We start from the raw sequence: 18,342 nt of genomic DNA, 5'->3' as shown, positions 1-18,342 counted from the left end.
GTCCAGATCATGAATCGTTTTCGAACCTCACACTCTGAAAATCAGAAGAAGTACCGTCGGCTCAAGCGATATTGGAAACTCTTACTCAAAGATTCCACGACATTGGAGCCACTCAAACGGCATTATCATCGACTGTTTAAACGACCAATTAGTCAAACAGAAATCGTCGATGAACTGTTAAGCTACAACGAAGAATTGCGAACAGCGTATCATTTTTGTCAATTATTACGCTATTATTTCGTTAAACGAGATACGGAAGGCTTTCAAGAAACCCTTAAAACAATTTCATCTACGTTACCTCAGTCGTTTAAAAAGAAATTCACGATCTTCCATCGTTACCAATCGGGCATTTCAAATGCCTTTAAAGTGTCCCACTCAAACGGCGTCACGGAGGGGCTGAATAACAAGATCAAGCTGATTAAACGAATTGCGTTTGGTTATCGCAACTTTTATAACTTTCGGGCACGGATCTATTTATAACAAGGTCTGATCTTTGAAAACTAAAAAAATATGCGGCGCACAGAACGCGTCGCATATCGGACTAAGTTTTATTCAAATTTGTCTTCACCAACACGATTTGACGAAGAGCCACTTTTTTCTCGGATTTTTTTGTCTGATGGGCTTGTTGGTGCATTCATATAAATCAAGAGTATTTGAAAGGATGACAAACATGAAGAAACTAGCTTTTTTTGATTTAGACGGGACATTGTGTTTAGGGGGAAGCCTGCGAGTGGTTCAGGAGACGCTCGACGCTTTTGACCAGCTAAGAGAAAATGAGGTACTGCCAATCATTGCAACGGGTCGCAGCTATTATGAAGTAAAGGAGCTATTAACGCTACTAAAGGCGGAGCACTTCGTATTATCTAACGGCTGCTATGTACGTTTAGCCGGCAAAACAATCCAGAACGCAAAATTTTCAGCATCAGAAATTGAGAAAATTTTAGCGATTGCCAAAGAAAATCGTCTAGCGGCTGGTTACTTTAATCAACGGGAGTTCGCGGTCAATCGATTATCGGATGTTGTAAAAGAGCACATCGCCTATATGGGAATTCAAGAGATTCCAATCTCGCCTAATTTTTTCCATAAGAACCCGGTTAATTTTATGAATCTCTATTTAAGTGAAGAGCTGGAGAAAAAAGTAAGCGCAGAATTAGCATCCGTTGCAGATACCGTTCGTTTTGCTCCATTAGCGATTGATGTCCTGCCAAAAACGGTCTCAAAAGGAACCGCCATCCAAAAGCTCTTGACCTCGTTGTCAGGTACACAACTAGAAACCTATGCCTTTGGTGATCAGAATAATGATTTAAGTATGTTTCAGCTGGTAGATTACGGAGTAGCAATGCGAGATGGGACGGATCAATTGAAATCTCAGGCTTCTTATGTGGCGAAAACGGAGAATGGTGTGTTGGAAGGGCTAAAGCATTATGGATTGATTTCATAAGAAGTGACTAAAAGTAGGATAAAACAATGAGACTTAAGGCGGATGTTCAAAGTTTAAGAATTCGTTAAGCTAAGCATATCAATGAAAGAGAGTAGGAGAGAGTGTGAAAGGGAATAAGAGAAATATTATCTATTTGATGTTGGGGCAATTTATCTCTGTGTTTGGTGGAGCGATATTACGCTTTGCATTGTCGCTATTTGTTTTGGATGTAACAGGAAGAGCTGATGTATTTGCCACAGTCTTAGCAATCTCTAGTGTGCCGGTTTTGTTTGCGCCGATTGGCGGAGCAATTGCGGATCGTTTTGATCGAAAGATTTTGATGGTGTTAATGGATGTCGCTAATGCTATTATCGCGGCGCTATTATTCTTAGTAGTAGGAACCTCAGAATCTATCTTAGGTATTGGAATTTTGATCTTTATTTTAGCGATTGTCGGCAGCTTTGATACACCAGTTGTGGGAGCGAGTATCCCGTTATTGGTAGAGGAACACGAGCTAGAGAAAATCAATGGATTATCAAATGGAATTTTACAGTTGTCTAATGTGGTAGCACCGATCATTGGCGGGATATTTTACGGATTGATGGGCGCGAAGCTGCTGGTTGCCAGCAGTATTGTCTTCTTTGTGATTGCTGCGATTGTTGAAAGCTTCTTGAAAATTCCCTTTGAAAAACGTGAACGAACAACGGGAACTGTTATGGAAATATTAACCGCTGATTTAAAGGACGGGTTTAAAGAAGTCAAAAATAATCAAGTGATTTTCAAATCAATCGTGATTGCCGCGGCGATCAATTTTGTCTTGACCTCGTTCTTTATTGTTGGTTTACCAATTATTTTACGGATGACACTGCAGGTTAATGACACAATGTATGGTATTGGAATGGGTGTCTTTAGTCTTTCTAGTATCGTCGGGGCAATTCTAGCAGGACCGTTGACGAAAAATCTGAAGTTTAACAATTTTTATCGTGTATTTACTTATTCGGGAATTATCTTGGTGATTACGAATATTTTGTTGAGTATGACCAGTGCAAGTATAGGATTTATGGTTGTTCTTATTATGGAGATTATTATCGGAATGATGTTGAGTGCAATCTCAATCTACCTAATCTCACTTGTTCAAAAGATTACGCCAAAAGCAAATTTGGGCAAGGTTATGGCAACCATTATCGCGGTAGCACAATGTGCGGTGCCGCTAGGTCAGTTGGTGATGGGATTAGTATTTAGAAATACGACAACCAATGTTTTTATCCCATTGCTTATGATCAGCGTGTTCGTTTTGTTAATCTCATTTGTGTGCTTTATGATGTTCAGAGAAACCAAAGAAAGCGATATTTATACGGTAAAAGAATAACTAAGCAGCACGTCGTTAATTTAGAACTGATGTGCTTTGCTATGATTAAGAAGTTTGGTATAAAATGAATTTTATGTTTTTTTGTTTATAACTTTTTGTGAAAAGCGATAATAATAATAAATAATGATGGGGTTAATGTAAATTTACTTGCATTTTTGTTAGTGTTTTGGAATACTAATCTAAAAGGGGTGGATAAGAATGAATGCTCAAAAGGAATTACAAGCATTGGTTGATAAACAAGAACTGTGTTTTTTAGGTTCTATTACTGAAAAGGGATATCCAATGATTCGTGCGATGCTAAAGCCGATAAAAATCGATGATAACTGTTTGTATCTGCATACGAATACCTCATCGAATAAAGTTCAACAATTTTTGGCTAATTCAAAAGCCTGTGTATATTTTTATGATGCGAAAAATTTCACTGGTATATCGCTGATTGGAAAGATGGAGGTGTTATCAAAAGAAGCGGATAAAATTGAGTTTTGGCAGGATCAATACCACATTTATTATGAACAAGGGGAAGGCTTGTCAGATTTCACCGTATTAAAATTTACTTTTGATCAAGGAGAGTTCTATCAAGATTTTCAAGTAACCACCTTTTAAAAAAAACCTTAAAAGACCATATAAAGATAGTGTAAAGAAATGGACGTAAGTTTCACACTATCTTTAGGTCTTTTTTTTTATGCTTAAAAAGTAAAGAAAGTAAGCCTTGTTACAACAGAAGTAGGGCTAATAAGGAGAGAAATGAAATGACGATTATTTTGGGAATCATTGGACTCTTATTAATGATTTATCTTTTCTGGTTTTTATTTAAGGGGGAAGAAATATGAGTAGTGTCATCTATCAAGGATTATTTTTCTTGTTTATTTTATTAGCATTGGCGTTACCGTTAGGCTGGTATATCAAAGAAATTATGCAAGGTAAGATTCCAAAGGGTGTTCGATTCCTTCAACCTTTGGAGCGATTGTTTTATAAGGTTATCGGACCAATTAGTAAAAAAGAAATGTCCGCAAAGCGTTACGGAGCAAGTGTTTTACTATTAAGTATTTCATCAATCATATTGTTGATCGTCATTTTAATGACACAACACTTTATGCCTGGCGGTTCATCTGTGAAAAATTTATCGTTGCCGTTAGCATTGAACACAGCTGTTAGTTTTGTAACGAATACTAACTGGCAGGCATATGCTGGAGAGACGACCTTATCAAATACTTCGCAGATGTTTGGATTAACCGTCCAGAATTTTATTTCAGCAGGTGTGGGGCTTTCAGTCTTAGTTGCATTGCTTCGGGGACTTTCACAGGTTAAAAAGAAGGCGCTGGGGAATTTTTGGCAGGATTTGACCCGCAGTTTGGTCTATATTTTATTACCGTTATCAATCATTTTCGCGATTCTATTGATTTCTCAAGGAACTGTCCAAACTTTCAAATCAGGTATTTCTTATGAGGGATTAGAGGGAAAAAACCTCTGGCTTCATTTAGGACCAGTAGCTAGTCAAGTGGCGATCAAACAGCTTGGAACGAACGGTGGTGGCTTCTTTGGTGCAAACTCAGCCTACCCGTTTGAGAATCCGACAATTTTCTCGAACTTTTTAGAAAATTTGGCAATTTTATTGATTCCAGCCGCATTAATCTTTGCTTTTGGTTTTTGGGTTAAGGACTGGAAACAAGGTCGAACAATCATGATTGTTTCACTATTTTTCCTATTGTTGGCTTTTATTGGTGTGGCCTTTAGTGAGTTCTATGGTCCGGAATTTGCACATGTACTTGGAACAACGAATCTGGAGGGCAAAGAAGTTCGCTTCGGCGTTGGGTGGTCAAGCTTATGGTCTGTGGGAACAACTGCTGCTTCCAATGGTTCAGTAAATGCAATGCTGGATAGCTTTATGCCATTGGGCGGAGTTATACCAATGTTCTTGATGCAGCTAGGAGAAATCATCTTTGGCGGCGTTGGCAGCGGACTTTATGGCATGTTGGCATTTCTACTGTTGGCAGTTTTTATTGCTGGATTGTTAGTGGGGCGGACGCCGGAATACTTGGGGAAGAAAATTGAAGCCTTTGATATAAAAATGGCTAGTATTGTTATTTTAACACCATTGATGCTGACGCTGTTTGGAACAATGGTATTCGTTTTACATCCGGAAGTATTAACATGGCTGACGAATCAGGGACCCCATGCATTTAGTGAATTGCTGTATGGAGCGACTTCATTAGCAAATAATAATGGAAGTGCTTTTGGCGGATTATTAGCTGATACGCCATTTATTAATCTTTTAGGTAGTTTGTTAATGCTTGTTTCAAGATACCTGCCAATCATAGCTATTCTGCTCTTAGCTGAAAGTATGGGCAGCAAAAAGAAAGCGGCTTTAAGCTCAGGTACGTTATCTACTGTTAGTCCAACGTTTGTATCTATGTTAATTATAGTTATTTTAGTGATTGGTGCATTGAGCTTTCTTCCAGCCTTAGCATTAGGTCCGATTGCAGAATACTTTACGATGAAATAGATGGAGTGAGTGAAAATGAAGAAAATTTATCAATGGGCTGTGGGTCAATCGTTTAAGAAGCTAGACCCTCGTCAACAAATCAAAAATCCAGTGATGTTCGTTGTCTATTTAGGCGCGATCATCACCACGGTGTTATGTTTTTATCCGATGCATGTGCCGTTATGGTTCAGTATTTCTGTCACAGTCTTTCTATGGTTGACCTTACTTTTTGCCAATTTCGCTGAAGCTGTAGCAGAAGGTCGCGGAAAAGCACAGGCCGATAGTTTAAAACAGGCCAAAAAGGAAATTATGACCTATAAAATACAAAGCTTAGCAGATATTAAAGAAGAGAATTTTACCGAGTTGAGATCTTCTGATTTAAAACGTGGTGATTTGATTTATGTACGTGCTGGAGAACAGATTCCGGCTGACGGCGATGTAATCGAGGGGGCAGCTTCTGTCGATGAGAGTGCTATCACAGGTGAATCCGCTCCCGTTATCCGTGAATCTGGTGGCGATCGCAGTGCGGTGACAGGCGGAACCACTGTTGTTTCTGACTATCTAGTGATTCGAGTAACTTCAGAAAACGGCCAATCTTTCTTGGATAAAATGATCGCGATGGTAGAAGGGACCCAACGAAAAAAAACACCCAATGAGATCGGACTACAAATTTTCTTGATTACTCTGACAATCATTTTTTTAACGGTTTCGATTACCTTAGTGCCATTTACAGACTTTAGCAGTCAGTTATCTGGTAAAGGTGAAGCTTTATCCATGATTATTGTTATTGCTTTATTGATCTGTTTAGCTCCGACAACTATCGGTGCGTTGATTTCCTCGATCGGGATTGCTGGGATGAGTCGTTTAACGAAGGAAAATGTCATCGCTATGAGTGGTCGTGCGATCGAAGCCGCTGGCGACGTGGATGTTCTTCTACTAGACAAAACAGGAACCATAACGCTTGGGAATCGTCGCGCCAGCGAATTTTTACCGGTGAATGGTGTCAGTGAAGAGCAGCTTGCCGATGCAGCACAATTATCTTCTTTAGCCGACGAAACGGCAGAAGGACGCAGTATCGTGATTTTAGCGAAGGAACGCTTTAATTTGCGAGAAAGAGCATTTCAACAATCTGAAGTAACTTTTATTGATTTTAGTGCGAAGACTCGAATGAGCGGTATTGACTATCGCGGGGATGAGATTCGTAAAGGCGCCGCGGATACGATGAAAAAATACGTTCAGTCAAACGGAGAACAGTATCCAGCTGAATGTGACGAGATTGTTGATAAAATTGCTCGTGCAGGCGGGACACCTTTAGTAGTAGTAAAAAATAATCGGGTAATGGGTGTCGTCTATTTAAAAGATATCGTAAAAAACGGTGTAAAAGATAAATTTGCAGATATGCGTAAAATGGGTATCAAAACAATTATGATCACTGGTGATAATCCTTTGACAGCAGCGGCAATTGCGGCAGAAGCAGGAGTAGATGATTTTTTAGCTGAAGCCACACCAGAAAATAAAATGGACTTGATTCGTGAGTATCAAGAAAAAGGCCATCTGGTCGCCATGACAGGTGATGGCACGAATGATGCGCCAGCACTAGCGCAGGCGGATGTAGCTTTGGCGATGAATACAGGAACCCAAGCTGCTAAAGAGGCGGGGAATATGATTGACTTGGATTCCAGCCCGACCAAATTATTACAGGTCGTACAGATTGGCAAGCAATTGTTGATGACTCGCGGCGCTTTGACGACCTTCAGTATTGCCAATGATATCGCTAAATATTTTGCGGTGATTCCAGTTTTATTCTATAGTATTTATCCTCAGCTGGATCGACTAAATATCATGGGATTAGGTAGTCCGTTGACAGCGATTTTATCTGCCGTTATCTATAATGCATTGGTAATCGTTGCACTGATTCCTTTGGCACTAAAAGGGGTCAGCTATCAGGAAAAACCAGCGAGTCAGATTCTACGCCATAACTTGCTGATTTACGGTTTGGGCGGAATCATTGCCCCATTTATTTTTATCAAAATCATCGACTTGATTCTTTCAATGATCATTTTATAAAGAAGGAGCAGAAAAAATGAGGAGAAGTATTCTAGGTAGTATACGATTTTTGATCTTTAGCTTAATTGTTTTCGGCGGATTCTATACGGTAGTGGTTACTGGCGTGGGCCAATTGCTTTTTTCAAATCAAGCGAATGGCAGCCAACTAACGAAGGATAATCAAGTAGTTGGATCAACCTTGATTGGACAACCCTTTGAACAGGATAAATATTTTTCAGGACGCAGTCAGCAGGTGAGTCAATTGTCGCCAGTTTCTAATGAACAAAAACGATTAGTTGAAAAACGAATCCAAGCAGAATTAGCGAAAAATCCAGCGGAGAAAAAAGTTCCTAACGATCTAGTCACAGCATCTGCTAGTGGCGTTGATCCGGATATCAGCTTGAAAGCAGCTGAATTTCAAGTATCTCGTATCGCTAATGAGCGCGGACTGTCTAAACGAGTGATTCAAAAGATCATTCAGGAAAAAGTACAAAAGGATTGGTTTTCTGATCGACAATATGTCAATGTTTTGCAGTTGAACCTAGCATTAGATAAACTTGATGTATAATTGGAATGGGTTCTCTAACCAGCTAGGTGGTTAGAGAATTGTTGTGCATAGGAAGGAGGGAAAAAATGGAGAAAAAGCAAATGGGTGATGGACGTCGTGGCCGTTTACGCGTGTTTTTTGGTTTTGCGGCGGGAGTCGGTAAAACCTATAGTATGCTTTCGGAAGCTCATGAATTATTGCTGATGGGGAAAGATATTATCGTCGGCTATATCGAACCTCATGATCGCCCAGATACGAATCGCTTATTGGAAGGCCTGCCGCAGATCCCCCCTAAAAAAATTCTTTATAAGCAAATGCTTTTAACAGAACCGGATATTGATCAAATTATCCAGCAAAAGCCAGAGATTGTTTTAATCGATGAGCTGGCCCATACAAATGCTGAAGGGTCAAGAAATCGTAAACGATATCAGGATGTAGACGAGTTGTTAAACGCGGGAATTGACGTATTCACAACTGTCAATGTTCAGCATATTGAGAGCTTGAATGATATCGTTGAGGAGGTCACTGGCGTCGAGGTTAAAGAAACTGTACCGGATACGTTTTTGCAGCAGGCAACCATCAAGGTGGTTGATGTGGAGCCCGAGGAGTTGATTGATCGTTTAGAGCAGGGAAAAATTTATGCCAGTGAAAGTGCGAAGCGAGCTTTGCAAAATTTTTTCATTCCTCAAAAGCTAGATCAGCTGCGGGGACTGGCAATACAACGTGCTTCTGATCATATCAATCGAATCAGTGCTAAAACGATTAGGATTCAAAGCAAATTGCTAACGGTGGTGAATGATGCTTTTCCTAAAATGACGGAAAAATCGATTCGTTGGACCGCGCGTTTAGCTCAAGGTTTAGGAGCAGAATGGACGGTCATTCAGGTCCGTACTCAGGAAAATACGCTCACTAATATACCCTTAGCAGAAAAGCTGGGTGCTGAAGTAATTAGTATTGAAGAGGATAATAGCTTTGAAACAATCGTCGAGTTCGCAAAAATGACGGGTGTCACAGATATCATTATGGGAAAAAATCTCCGCCAGCCTTGGTATGAGAAAATTTTCATTGAGGCATTTGATGACCGCTTGTTGAAACGTTTAAATGACACGGAGCTTCATTTGATTCCCTTTAAGGAGGAGAAGCAATCCCTCTTTCTTAGAACACGTAAGATCATAGAAGGTGGCGGGAAAGATTTGGTGATCGCGCTAGGAGGAGTCTTCTTGGCGACGATCGTAACCGAATTGATGCAGTATATCCATATTGGTGATCAAAACCTGATGCTGATTTATATCTTTTTTATTTTACTGGTTGCAAGAACTACATCTGGTTATTTTTGGAGTTCACTTGCGTCTATTTTAAGTGTTTTGTCTTTTAACTGGTTTTTCGTGGAGCCTTTGTATTCCTTGACTGTCTACAAGCAAGGATACCCAATCACCCTGCTGATCATGTGTTTAGTTGCGATCCTAATTAGTAATTTAATGGTTCGTTTAAAAAAACAAGCAGAAAGTTCAATGGAAAAAGAACATCAAATGGAATTGCTTTACGAGCTGAATAAGCAGTATGTCTTGGCCGACAATCGTAATCAAATTCTCGACATTTCAGCGACTTACTTATCTAGATTACTAGAACGTGAAGTAATCTTGTTTGATTCTCAGGCAAAGGTAGAAAGTATTCATTGTATTAGTGGGAAACCTTCGATTTTAAGCACCAAGGATGAAGCCGCTGTTGCTTTCTGGACAGCTAAAAATCAAAAGGAAGCAGGCAACGGCACCGATACGCTGATTGGGGCTAAAGGATTTTATTTACCCATCATCGCAAGCGGAAAAACATTAGCAGTTTTAGGGATCGAGCGTAATGCCGGACTTGATTTAGAAAACAATCAGCTCAATTATTTAAAGTTAGTTTTGACGCAACTTGCTGTTATTTTAGAACAAACAGAATTGAAGAGTGAAAAAGAGCGGGTTGAAATGGAAAATGAAAGAGAAAAAGTCCGAAGCAACCTATTGCGAGCAGTCTCCCATGATTTACGAACGCCATTGACTGTTATTTCTGGCATCGCTGAAACGTTAGGTAATAGCTCTGACTTAAAAGAGAATACGCGTCAAAAGTTACTAGCGGATATTCAAGATGAATCTCAGTGGCTGATCCGAATGGTGGAAAACCTCTTATCCATCACACGTATCAATATGGATACGATGAAAGTGAATAAAACAGCTGAACCCATAGAAGAAATTATTGAAGCGGTGTATCAGCATTTAAAAAAGGTCTATCCAGAAGGACAGGTCGAGATTTCTTTGCCATCTGAAGTAACCTTTATCCAAGCAGATCCTATTTTGATTGAACAAGCGTTATTCAACATCGTTGAAAATGCCTTTCGACATGGAGAAGAAAAGCAACCTGTAAAACTAACTGTGTATCAGAAAAACGATCAGACGGTCTTCGAGATCGAAAATGATGGCGAAATTCCCTTAAAACAATTTGAAAAAATCCAAACAAATTTATCCAGCACAAGCGAAGTACCAGTGGATTCAAAAAACGGGCTGGGGATTGGATTGAGTATCGTAAAAACAATCATCCATGCCCACAATGGAAAGATGGAAATGATGGTTGGTGAAGGCAAGACGCTGGTTAGAATTTATTTGAAGTGAGGAATTTTTATGAAAGCTAGTATTTTACTGATTGAAGATGACCCGAACATCACAGATTTTATGGAGGTTGTCTTAGACCAAGAACGTTATCAATTAACGATTGCTCGTACGGGAATGGAGGCATTAACTGCTTTTCAAACAACTTCGATTGATTTAGTTTTATTAGATTTAGGTCTGCCTGATATTGATGGAATTGATCTGCTGAAAATTCTGCGCAAGCGCCTGCATTTACCAATTATTATTATTTCTGCTCGAAGCAACGAGGAGGAAAAAGTAAAAGCCTTGGATTTAGGTGCTGATGACTATGTGACAAAGCCATTTGGCACAAATGAACTGTTGGCCCGCATTCGAACCGCTTTACGCCATCAAAATGTTCAGACAGAGGCTATCTCAGTTATCGAAAATAAAGCCTTAAAGATCGATTTTGAGAAACAATTAGTTTATAAGGATGGAAGAGAGATTCATTTAACTAAAAATGAGTATCGAATTCTAGCATTGATGTTTCGACAATTAGGCAAAGTTGTTACTTACCAAACCCTAATGACCGAGGTCTGGGGACCATATAGTGATGATTCACAAACATTGCGAGTAAATATGTCTAATATTCGTAAAAAAATTGAGAAGGATACATTGAAACCAGAGTATTTGATCACTGAAATTGGCGTGGGTTATCGTTTACGCGATCATCGATCCGAATAGTTAATAGTAAGCAATGATAAAATACCAACAAGAAACAAGATTATTAGGTGGGAAATGCAGTGAAATGAATAATTTTTTAAAACTTTTATTTATAGTAATTCTAAAGTAGAATAAGCCTTTTCCGAGCTGTTAATGATAATCATTATCATTTAATGGGTTCTATTTTCAATTAGCTGATTGCGGTGCTAATCTAATATTGAAGATAGATGGAGGCGTAGAGACATGAGTAATGTAAAGAAATTTTTGTTAACCGTAGTGATAGGAATTGTCGCGTTGATTCTGGAATTTGGCTTTCATCAAGAGCAATTGGCCTTTTGGCTGGTTGCTATTGTTGGAGGAATCATGGCGATTACTATGTTGATTGGTATGGTTAAAACGCTACGCTCTGGAAAATACGGAGTCGATATCTTAGCTATCACAGCTATTATCGCTACCTTGTTGGTGGGTGAATATTGGGCAAGCCTGATGGTATTGATCATGTTAACAGGTGGAGATAGTTTAGAGGATTATGCGAGTCATCAAGCAAGTCGTGAGTTACGCTCTCTTTTGGATAATTCGCCGCAGGTCGCTCACCGCGTCAAGGAAGAAGAAGTAACCGATATAGAGGTTGAGGAGGTTCAAGTTGGCGACACGATTTTAGTTAAACCTGGCGAATTGGTTCCAGTCGATGGGCGGGTTATCGCTGGGGAATCTTTTGTTGACGAGTCTTCACTGACAGGAGAATCCAAACCAGTCGAAAAAGAGCTAAATGACGAGCTGATGTCAGGCTCAATCAACGGCGATGCAGCGTTACGCTTCAAGGTTACAAAGACAGCAAAAGATAGCCAATATCAGACATTGGTAAAATTAGTTAAGGAGTCTGAAGCCAAGCCCGCTCATTTTGTCCGATTGGCAGATCGTTATGCGGTTCCCTTCACACTCATCGCGTATATTATTGGCGGGATTGCTTGGTTCGTCTCAAAGGACCCTGTTCGTTTTGCAGAAGTGTTAGTAGTTGCTTCTCCTTGTCCTTTGATTTTGGCTGCACCGGTGGCTTTAGTCGCCGGAATGAGTCGTTCCAGTCGAAATGGAATTGTGGTGAAAACGGGCACGTCAATTGAAAAGCTGGCGAGAGCAAAAAGCATCGCTTTTGATAAAACTGGTACTTTGACAGAAGGAAGACTTTCTGTTGAAGAGATATATGTGGCTTCGGAGGATTTCACAAAGGAAGACATTGTTGCTTACGCGGCTAGTGGTGAGCAAGAATCCAGTCACATTTTAGCTCGCTCTCTAGTGGCTTATGCAAAGGCAAAGAAGCTTCCTCTGTTGCCAGTAACAAATTTAGAGGAAGTTACTGGTCAAGGAATTCAAGCAACCGTTAATGACAAAAATATTCGTGTTGGAAAAGCTTCATTTGTTGGTACAACCACTCAGCTAAGTAGTGAGAAGACAGCAGTTTATATCTCAATCAATGATTGCTATGTGGGGTACATTACATTTACTGATATTGTTCGCAAAGAATCGGCGGAAACGATTAAGGAATTAAATCAACTAGGAATTACGAAAACGATTATGTTGACGGGAGATCACCAATCGATTGCTAATCAAATAGCAGAGGAAGTTGGAATTTCTGAGGTATATGCGGAATGCTTGCCGGAGGAAAAAATTAATGTAATCAAAACCTTGAGTGACGCAGATCGTCCAGGAATCATGGTAGGAGATGGCGTTAACGATGCGCCGGCGCTTGCTGTGGCGGACATTGGAATCGCCATGGGGGCTCATGGATCGACTGCAGCTAGTGAAAGTGCCGATGCGGTGATCTTGAAGGATGATCTTAGTCGTGTTTCAGCCGCTGTCCGCTTATCTCAGGACACGATGCAAATTGCTCGTCAATCTGTGCTGATCGGGATTGTAATATGTGTCATTTTGATGTTGATTGCAAGTACTGGTGTGATTCCAGCATTGCTAGGAGCGGCTCTGCAGGAAGTGATTGATACGGTTTCGATCCTATCTGCATTACGGGCAAGAAAAGATCGGTGATTATATAATAGAAGATGAGGTTGTGACAGAAATGGTCAGCTTCAAGAAATAAGAAGGAATTTCCGAAAGTTGTTCCTCAAATTTTTGTGAAATTTCGGCTTATTTCCGAAGAAGCTACTTCTGGAACACCGTTTATTCGGAAAAAGAAGCTATGACAAGTCTTTTGTCACAGCTCCTTTTTTAATGGTGACGGCCGTGATGACTACCCGTTTGCGGCTGTATGTTGTTATGATGTACACGATTCTGCTGTTGCACGGGTACATTGTTTTGCGACGTTTGATTTGTGTATTGTTGATGTTGCCGCACTTGCTGTTGTTGGACGGGTTGTTGCTGAGTTTCCTGTTGCTGTGCAGGCTGTTGGACTTGCTGAGATTGGGTGGTTTGTTGATTCATGCTAGTGGTTTCTTGAGCTGAATCATAATTATTTTGCTGGCCGTATTGATTTCCGGCGCCATCCTGTGGCTGCGTGTTATTAGCTGTTGCAGTCGGTTCAGTTGCTGGGTCGGAAGTTGCTTGAGTTTGCTTTGCTGCGTAATTTGGACAATCAGCGATTCTTGGCCGATCAGCGCGTCTTGAACCGGTCCCGTCTTGTTTGCCGTTTTGTGGTCTAGTAGTCCCGTCTTCATCTAAACGATTGAGAATATGATCTTGTCGCAAAGGGCAATCTGCTCGTGGTGTTTTATAAATGTTATTAATCGTACAGTAGCGCAGATTTTGAACGTCTTGATTCGTTGCAACAGCGTCTGCTTTTAATGTAGTGAAGCTTAATATGCCAACAAATAATAATGAAGCTGATACCAATTTCTTTTTATGACTCTTCATGAGTGATCTCCTCCTTCAATTGTAGTATAGGAGGAGAATGTGGCAAAAGTATGGCAATTATGAAGTGGGTAATAAAATTTTGACCAAGAATTGATTGCCAATTACTTCTGCCATAATTTGACCTTCATGGCGTCGAATGACTTGCTTAGCGATGGCTAATCCTAGACCAGTCCCATTGACATTTGTGCCGCTCTGCCGTTGAAAGGACTCAAAAAGCTGTTCTGGATGCTTGATCGGATTATGCCACTCGTTACTTATATCAATCTCCAACATCTTCGTTTTTTTCGCTATTTCAACAGTAATCAGCGAATATTCCGGCGCATATTTTGTTGCATTATCCAGCAAAATTTTAATAACTTGCGTGATCCGCAAATAATCTGCATGGATCATGTGTGGTTCAGACAAGTGATTTTCTAAGCGAATTTCTTGGCCTTTTTCCTTCAAAACTAATCGATAGCTACGCAGGGCATCATTGACACAATCCAATGGATCAACGAGATCCTTCTGTAGATGAAATTCAGTTGATTGCAATCTGCTTAGTTCCAGTAAATCGTTGATCAGTCGTTCCAAGTTAGTGCTTTCCTTTAATAGCTGCAATAGATACTCTTTTTCTTCTTGTGTGCTCAAATAACCGTCAGTAATCGCCTCTAGCGAGCTTTTGATCACCATGACCGGAGTCCGAAGTTCGTGGGATATTTGCGAAAGAAAATCCTTTTCTGATTGCTCTTTGCGGTCACGGGCTGAACGAGCCTCTGCCAGACGTTGGCTCAACAAAGTCAACTGATCGCCTAATTCCTGCAGTTCGTCTTTTGTTTGGATCGCTAAGGTTTCTTCGTAGTTTTCATTTGCCAGCTCGTTTACGTAGCTCCGCATCATTTCGATCGGTTTGACGAATCGTTTGGAAAGACGCCAAGCCAGAAAGCTTGCGATAATCACCGCACCTACGAGACTTAACAGCAGCATCAAGTAGCCAGACATTTGGTTTTGATGAATGACATCAACCTTTGAACGCATCAGGACTACAGCCGCGACGGAATCATTGTTCATAACAGGTGTTGCAATCGTTAATTCTTGTAGCTGAAACAGATTTCGTTTTTTTGCCACTTGCATTTTCTTCGTATCGAAGGTAGCAGTGACTAGCTTTTTCGCCTCATTTGGCGGCTCAATCTGTAGATTGGCATTGTCATGATGAGAGGTCATGACCGGGTTCATTTCTGTATCTAAAACCCAAACTTCTTCACCAGCGATTTGATTGAGAAAGCGCAAAAAGGCTCCATAACCGCCCATGCCGCCGCTTTGTCCCATTTTCGTATTGGAGCTGAAATAATCCGCTAAGGTTTCACTGATCAGTTTACTGCGATGGGTCATTTCTTCTTGATGCAAGTCTTCAGTCTGCTTGGCAAACAGTACACCAAAGAACAGGGCAATCATAGTGGCAAAAATCAATAATAGACCGACAAAATGCTGGATCAGACGAGTCGTGATTTTTTTCATGAGCAAACCTCAATTCGATAACCTTCGCCCCAAACGGTTTCGATCTGACAATCGGTAACGCCGGCTTTCTTCAATTTTGCTCGCAGACGTTTAATATGGCTGTCAACGGTACGACTGTCGCCGTAATAGTCATAGCCCCAGACTGCATCCAGTAAATTATCACGGGTAAATACCTTATTCGGATATTTTGCGAAAAGAACCAACAATTCAAATTCTTTTTTGGTCAATTTGATTTCCTGTTGGTTAACGATTGCTTGGCGTTTTTCTAGAAATAAACGGAGCGAACCAAGAGATAATTGGTTGACAGACGGTTCTTTTTCAAAATGAATACGCCGTAAGATTGCTTTGATCCTAGATAGGACCTCCTTGGGTGAAAAAGGTTTGATAATATAATCATCTGCGCCTACCTCCAATCCTAAAATACGATCCGCATCTTCTGATTTGGCAGTGATCATAATGATTGGAACCGTCGATTTTTCGCGAATCTGCTGGCAGATCGTAAAGCCGTCGACATTTGGCAACATGATATCTAACAGAACAAAATCAACTGGATGCTTTTCGAAATAGGGGAGTGCTTCTTTGCCATCCTGGATGACCGCGGTTTCGTATCCTGCTTTGCTCAAATAACGCATAAGAACATCAACAATCTGTTCATTATCTTCAATAATCAAAATTTTCATAACCGTTCCCCCCTTTATTCTGCATTTACCGCAATTATATCTTAGAAAGAGAGCAAAAATAAAGAACGAAAGTAGTTTCTTCGCATGGTATCATAAAAGAAAGTAGAGGGATAAATGATTGAAGAGTTATTTCCAACATTCTTTTTTTCATAGCCGGTTAGAATGAAAAGGGCTGACAGATTTGATGTTTCAAGCTGTTGCGATTCAAATCTTTTGAAAGCGTTTTTCGTTGTGATAAACTGATTCTGTAATGATAAATCGCCATTTTTAAGAAAAATATTGCATGAATAAGAGTGAGGTGTAAAGTATGTTTTCTTTTAAAGAGCGGAACCAAATGATTCAACAGTTAAAGGAGGGGGCGTTTGATTTAATAATTATTGGCGGCGGAATCACTGGAGCTGGGGTTGCACTGCAGGCGGCGGCTTCAGGATTATCTGTGGCATTACTTGAAATGCAAGACTTTGCTGAAGGAACGTCTTCTCGGTCGACCAAGCTGGTTCATGGGGGCCTCCGTTATCTCAAGACCTTTGATGTCGAAGTAGTCGCTGATACAGTCAGCGAACGAGCAATTATTCAGGGAATTGCTCCGCATATTCCGAAAGCGGACCCAATGATTTTACCGATTTTTGATGAACCAGGCTCTACCTTTAATCTATTTTCCGTCAAGGTAGCCATGGATCTTTATGATCATCTAGCTGGGATCACAGGCGGAAAATATGCGAACTACATGTTGAGCAAGGAAGAAATTTTAGAACGGGAACCCCAGTTAGCATCAGAGGGCTTATTAGGCGGAGGCGTTTATTTGGATTATCGCAATAATGACGCTCGGCTAGTAATCGAGAACATTAAACGAGCCGTAGATGATGGTGCGATTGCAGTCAGCCGAATGAAGGTCGAAGAAATTGTCCATGATGATCAAGGAAAAGTTTCAGGAGTAAAAGTCAAAGATAGGCTAACAGACAATACGCTGACTGTTACTAGCAAGCTGGTAATTAACGCCGCTGGACCGTGGTCAGATTTGGTTAATAAGCTGGATAAAAAAATTGATCACAAGCCCCATATGCGACCAACCAAAGGGGTACATCTAGTCGTTGATGGTGAGAAGCTGAAAGTTCCGCAGCCCACTTATTTTGACACTGGAGAAAATGATGGACGGATGGTCTTTGTCATTCCAAGAGAAAGCAAAACATATTTTGGGACGACGGATACTGATTATCAAGGAGATTACAATCATCCGACTGTCGAACAGGCAGATGTTGATTATTTGTTGAAAATCGTCAATCGTCGCTATCCTGAGGTAAATCTGACAATTGAAGACATCGAGGCTGCTTGGGCGGGATTACGACCGTTAATTAGTGAAGCCGGCGGTGATTATAATGGTACAACCAAAGAAAAAATCAGTGACGAAAATTTTGAAAAAATTATTAACGCGGCTGAGGATTATGCCAATGGTAAACAATCTCGTCCAGAAGTCGAAAAAACAATCACCGATGCGGCAAAGGAAGAGCCAAAGGACAATCCTTCAGCAGTCTCTCGCGGCAGTGATCTGACCATCGCTGACGATGGATTATTGATTCTATCAGGTGGCAAGCTAACAGATTACCGTTTAATGGCGACAGGGGCGATGAAGAAAATTATTGAACTCTTATCGGACAGTCAGTTCGAACTTATTGACTCAGAAAATTATCCTGTATCCGGCGGGGAACTCGATTCGAAAAATGTCGATGAAGCCTTAGAAGCTATTGCCAAAAAAGGCGAAGATCAGGGCTTAAGTTCCGAAGAGGCCAAATTTATTGCAGAACTATATGGTTCGAATGCAGAAAAAGTCTTCGCATTGAAGGAGCAAGGAGCCTTTGAAGGACTCTCCTTGGCAGAATCGATGTCACTACGCTACGCAATGGAAGAAGAGATGACGCTGACGCCGGTAGATTACTTATTACGTCGAACCAATTATATGCTGTTTATCAGCCATCGCTTAATGGAAATCAAAGACGCTGTCGTTGATGCTATGGCTGACTACTTCGACTGGAACGCTGCTACAAAAGAAGCGTATCAATCAGAACTAGATCAACAGATCAAGGAAACCCAATTAACGGATTTAAAAAAGCACTAAATA

14 protein-coding genes are annotated in these 18,342 nt (G+C 40.6%); 11 read left to right on the top strand and 3 right to left on the bottom strand.

The window, feature by feature from the left end:
- From OMU_RS23645 to OMU_RS02965, 10 genes are all read left to right on the top strand, one after another.
- A partial coding sequence (locus tag OMU_RS23645; RefSeq protein ID WP_016178487.1) for an ISL3 family transposase occupies nt 1-480 on the top strand: 480 nt, incomplete at its 5' end.
- A 190-nt stretch (nt 481-670) separates the two neighbouring features.
- A complete protein-coding gene (locus OMU_RS03005) occupies nt 671-1,441 on the top strand; it encodes a Cof-type HAD-IIB family hydrolase (protein WP_016178486.1) in 771 nt (256 codons plus the stop codon).
- 103 nt (nt 1,442-1,544) lie between these two features.
- Complete coding sequence (locus tag OMU_RS03000) at nt 1,545-2,789, top strand: MFS transporter (RefSeq protein WP_016178485.1); 1,245 nt, start codon at nt 1,545-1,547, stop codon at nt 2,787-2,789.
- 198 nt (nt 2,790-2,987) lie between these two features.
- On the top strand, nt 2,988-3,392 hold the full coding sequence (locus tag OMU_RS02995) for a pyridoxamine 5'-phosphate oxidase family protein (protein WP_016178484.1): 405 nt from the start codon (nt 2,988-2,990) through the stop codon (nt 3,390-3,392).
- Nucleotides 3,393-3,615: 223 nt separating this feature from the next.
- Nucleotides 3,616-5,292 (top strand): potassium-transporting ATPase subunit KdpA, encoded by a 1,677-nt coding sequence (gene kdpA, locus OMU_RS02990; protein ID WP_016178483.1) that lies wholly within the window; start codon nt 3,616-3,618, stop codon nt 5,290-5,292.
- 15 nt (nt 5,293-5,307) lie between these two features.
- Nucleotides 5,308-7,338: a potassium-transporting ATPase subunit KdpB gene (kdpB, locus tag OMU_RS02985; RefSeq protein ID WP_016178482.1), complete on the top strand. Its 2,031-nt coding sequence runs from the start codon at nt 5,308-5,310 to the stop codon at nt 7,336-7,338.
- Nucleotides 7,339-7,354: 16 nt separating this feature from the next.
- Nucleotides 7,355-7,885, top strand: coding sequence for a potassium-transporting ATPase subunit C (locus tag OMU_RS02980; RefSeq protein ID WP_016178481.1), 531 nt, complete (start codon nt 7,355-7,357; stop codon nt 7,883-7,885).
- 65 nt (nt 7,886-7,950) lie between these two features.
- Nucleotides 7,951-10,512 carry a sensor histidine kinase gene (locus tag OMU_RS02975; RefSeq protein WP_016178480.1) on the top strand — a complete coding sequence of 854 codons (2,562 nt, stop codon included), beginning with the start codon at nt 7,951-7,953 and terminating at the stop codon, nt 10,510-10,512.
- 9 nt (nt 10,513-10,521) lie between these two features.
- The gene (locus OMU_RS02970; protein ID WP_016178479.1) at nt 10,522-11,211 is read left to right on the top strand and encodes a response regulator transcription factor; all 690 of its coding nucleotides are present in this window, start codon (nt 10,522-10,524) and stop codon (nt 11,209-11,211) included.
- A gap of 222 nt (nt 11,212-11,433) precedes the next feature.
- On the top strand, nt 11,434-13,230 hold the full coding sequence (locus tag OMU_RS02965; protein ID WP_016178478.1) for a heavy metal translocating P-type ATPase: 1,797 nt from the start codon (nt 11,434-11,436) through the stop codon (nt 13,228-13,230).
- A gap of 180 nt (nt 13,231-13,410) precedes the next feature.
- Here the strand turns inward: OMU_RS02965 and OMU_RS02960 are convergent, their stop codons facing one another.
- From OMU_RS02960 to OMU_RS02950, 3 genes are read right to left on the bottom strand one after another with little or no spacing between them, the layout of a single operon-like run.
- The gene (locus OMU_RS02960) at nt 13,411-14,052 is read right to left on the bottom strand and encodes a hypothetical protein (RefSeq protein WP_016178477.1); all 642 of its coding nucleotides are present in this window, start codon (nt 14,050-14,052) and stop codon (nt 13,411-13,413) included.
- A gap of 57 nt (nt 14,053-14,109) precedes the next feature.
- Nucleotides 14,110-15,546: a sensor histidine kinase gene (locus OMU_RS02955; protein ID WP_016178476.1), complete on the bottom strand. Its 1,437-nt coding sequence runs from the start codon at nt 15,544-15,546 to the stop codon at nt 14,110-14,112.
- Nucleotides 15,543-16,226, bottom strand: a complete 684-nt coding sequence (locus tag OMU_RS02950; protein WP_016178475.1) for a response regulator transcription factor — start codon at nt 16,224-16,226, stop codon at nt 15,543-15,545. Before OMU_RS02950 ends, OMU_RS02955 begins: the two co-directional genes overlap by 4 nt.
- A gap of 307 nt (nt 16,227-16,533) precedes the next feature.
- Here OMU_RS02950 and glpO point away from each other — a divergent pair, with 307 nt between their 5' ends.
- A complete protein-coding gene (gene glpO, locus OMU_RS02945; RefSeq protein WP_016178474.1) occupies nt 16,534-18,339 on the top strand; it encodes a type 1 glycerol-3-phosphate oxidase in 1,806 nt (601 codons plus the stop codon).
- Nucleotides 18,340-18,342: the final 3 nt, after the last annotated feature.

The sequence above is a fragment of the Enterococcus avium ATCC 14025 genome (assembly GCF_000406965.1).
Taxonomy (GTDB): domain Bacteria; phylum Bacillota; class Bacilli; order Lactobacillales; family Enterococcaceae; genus Enterococcus_A; species Enterococcus_A avium.
Note: the sequence above shows the minus strand (reverse complement) of the source record. Positions and strands in the feature narration are given on the sequence as shown.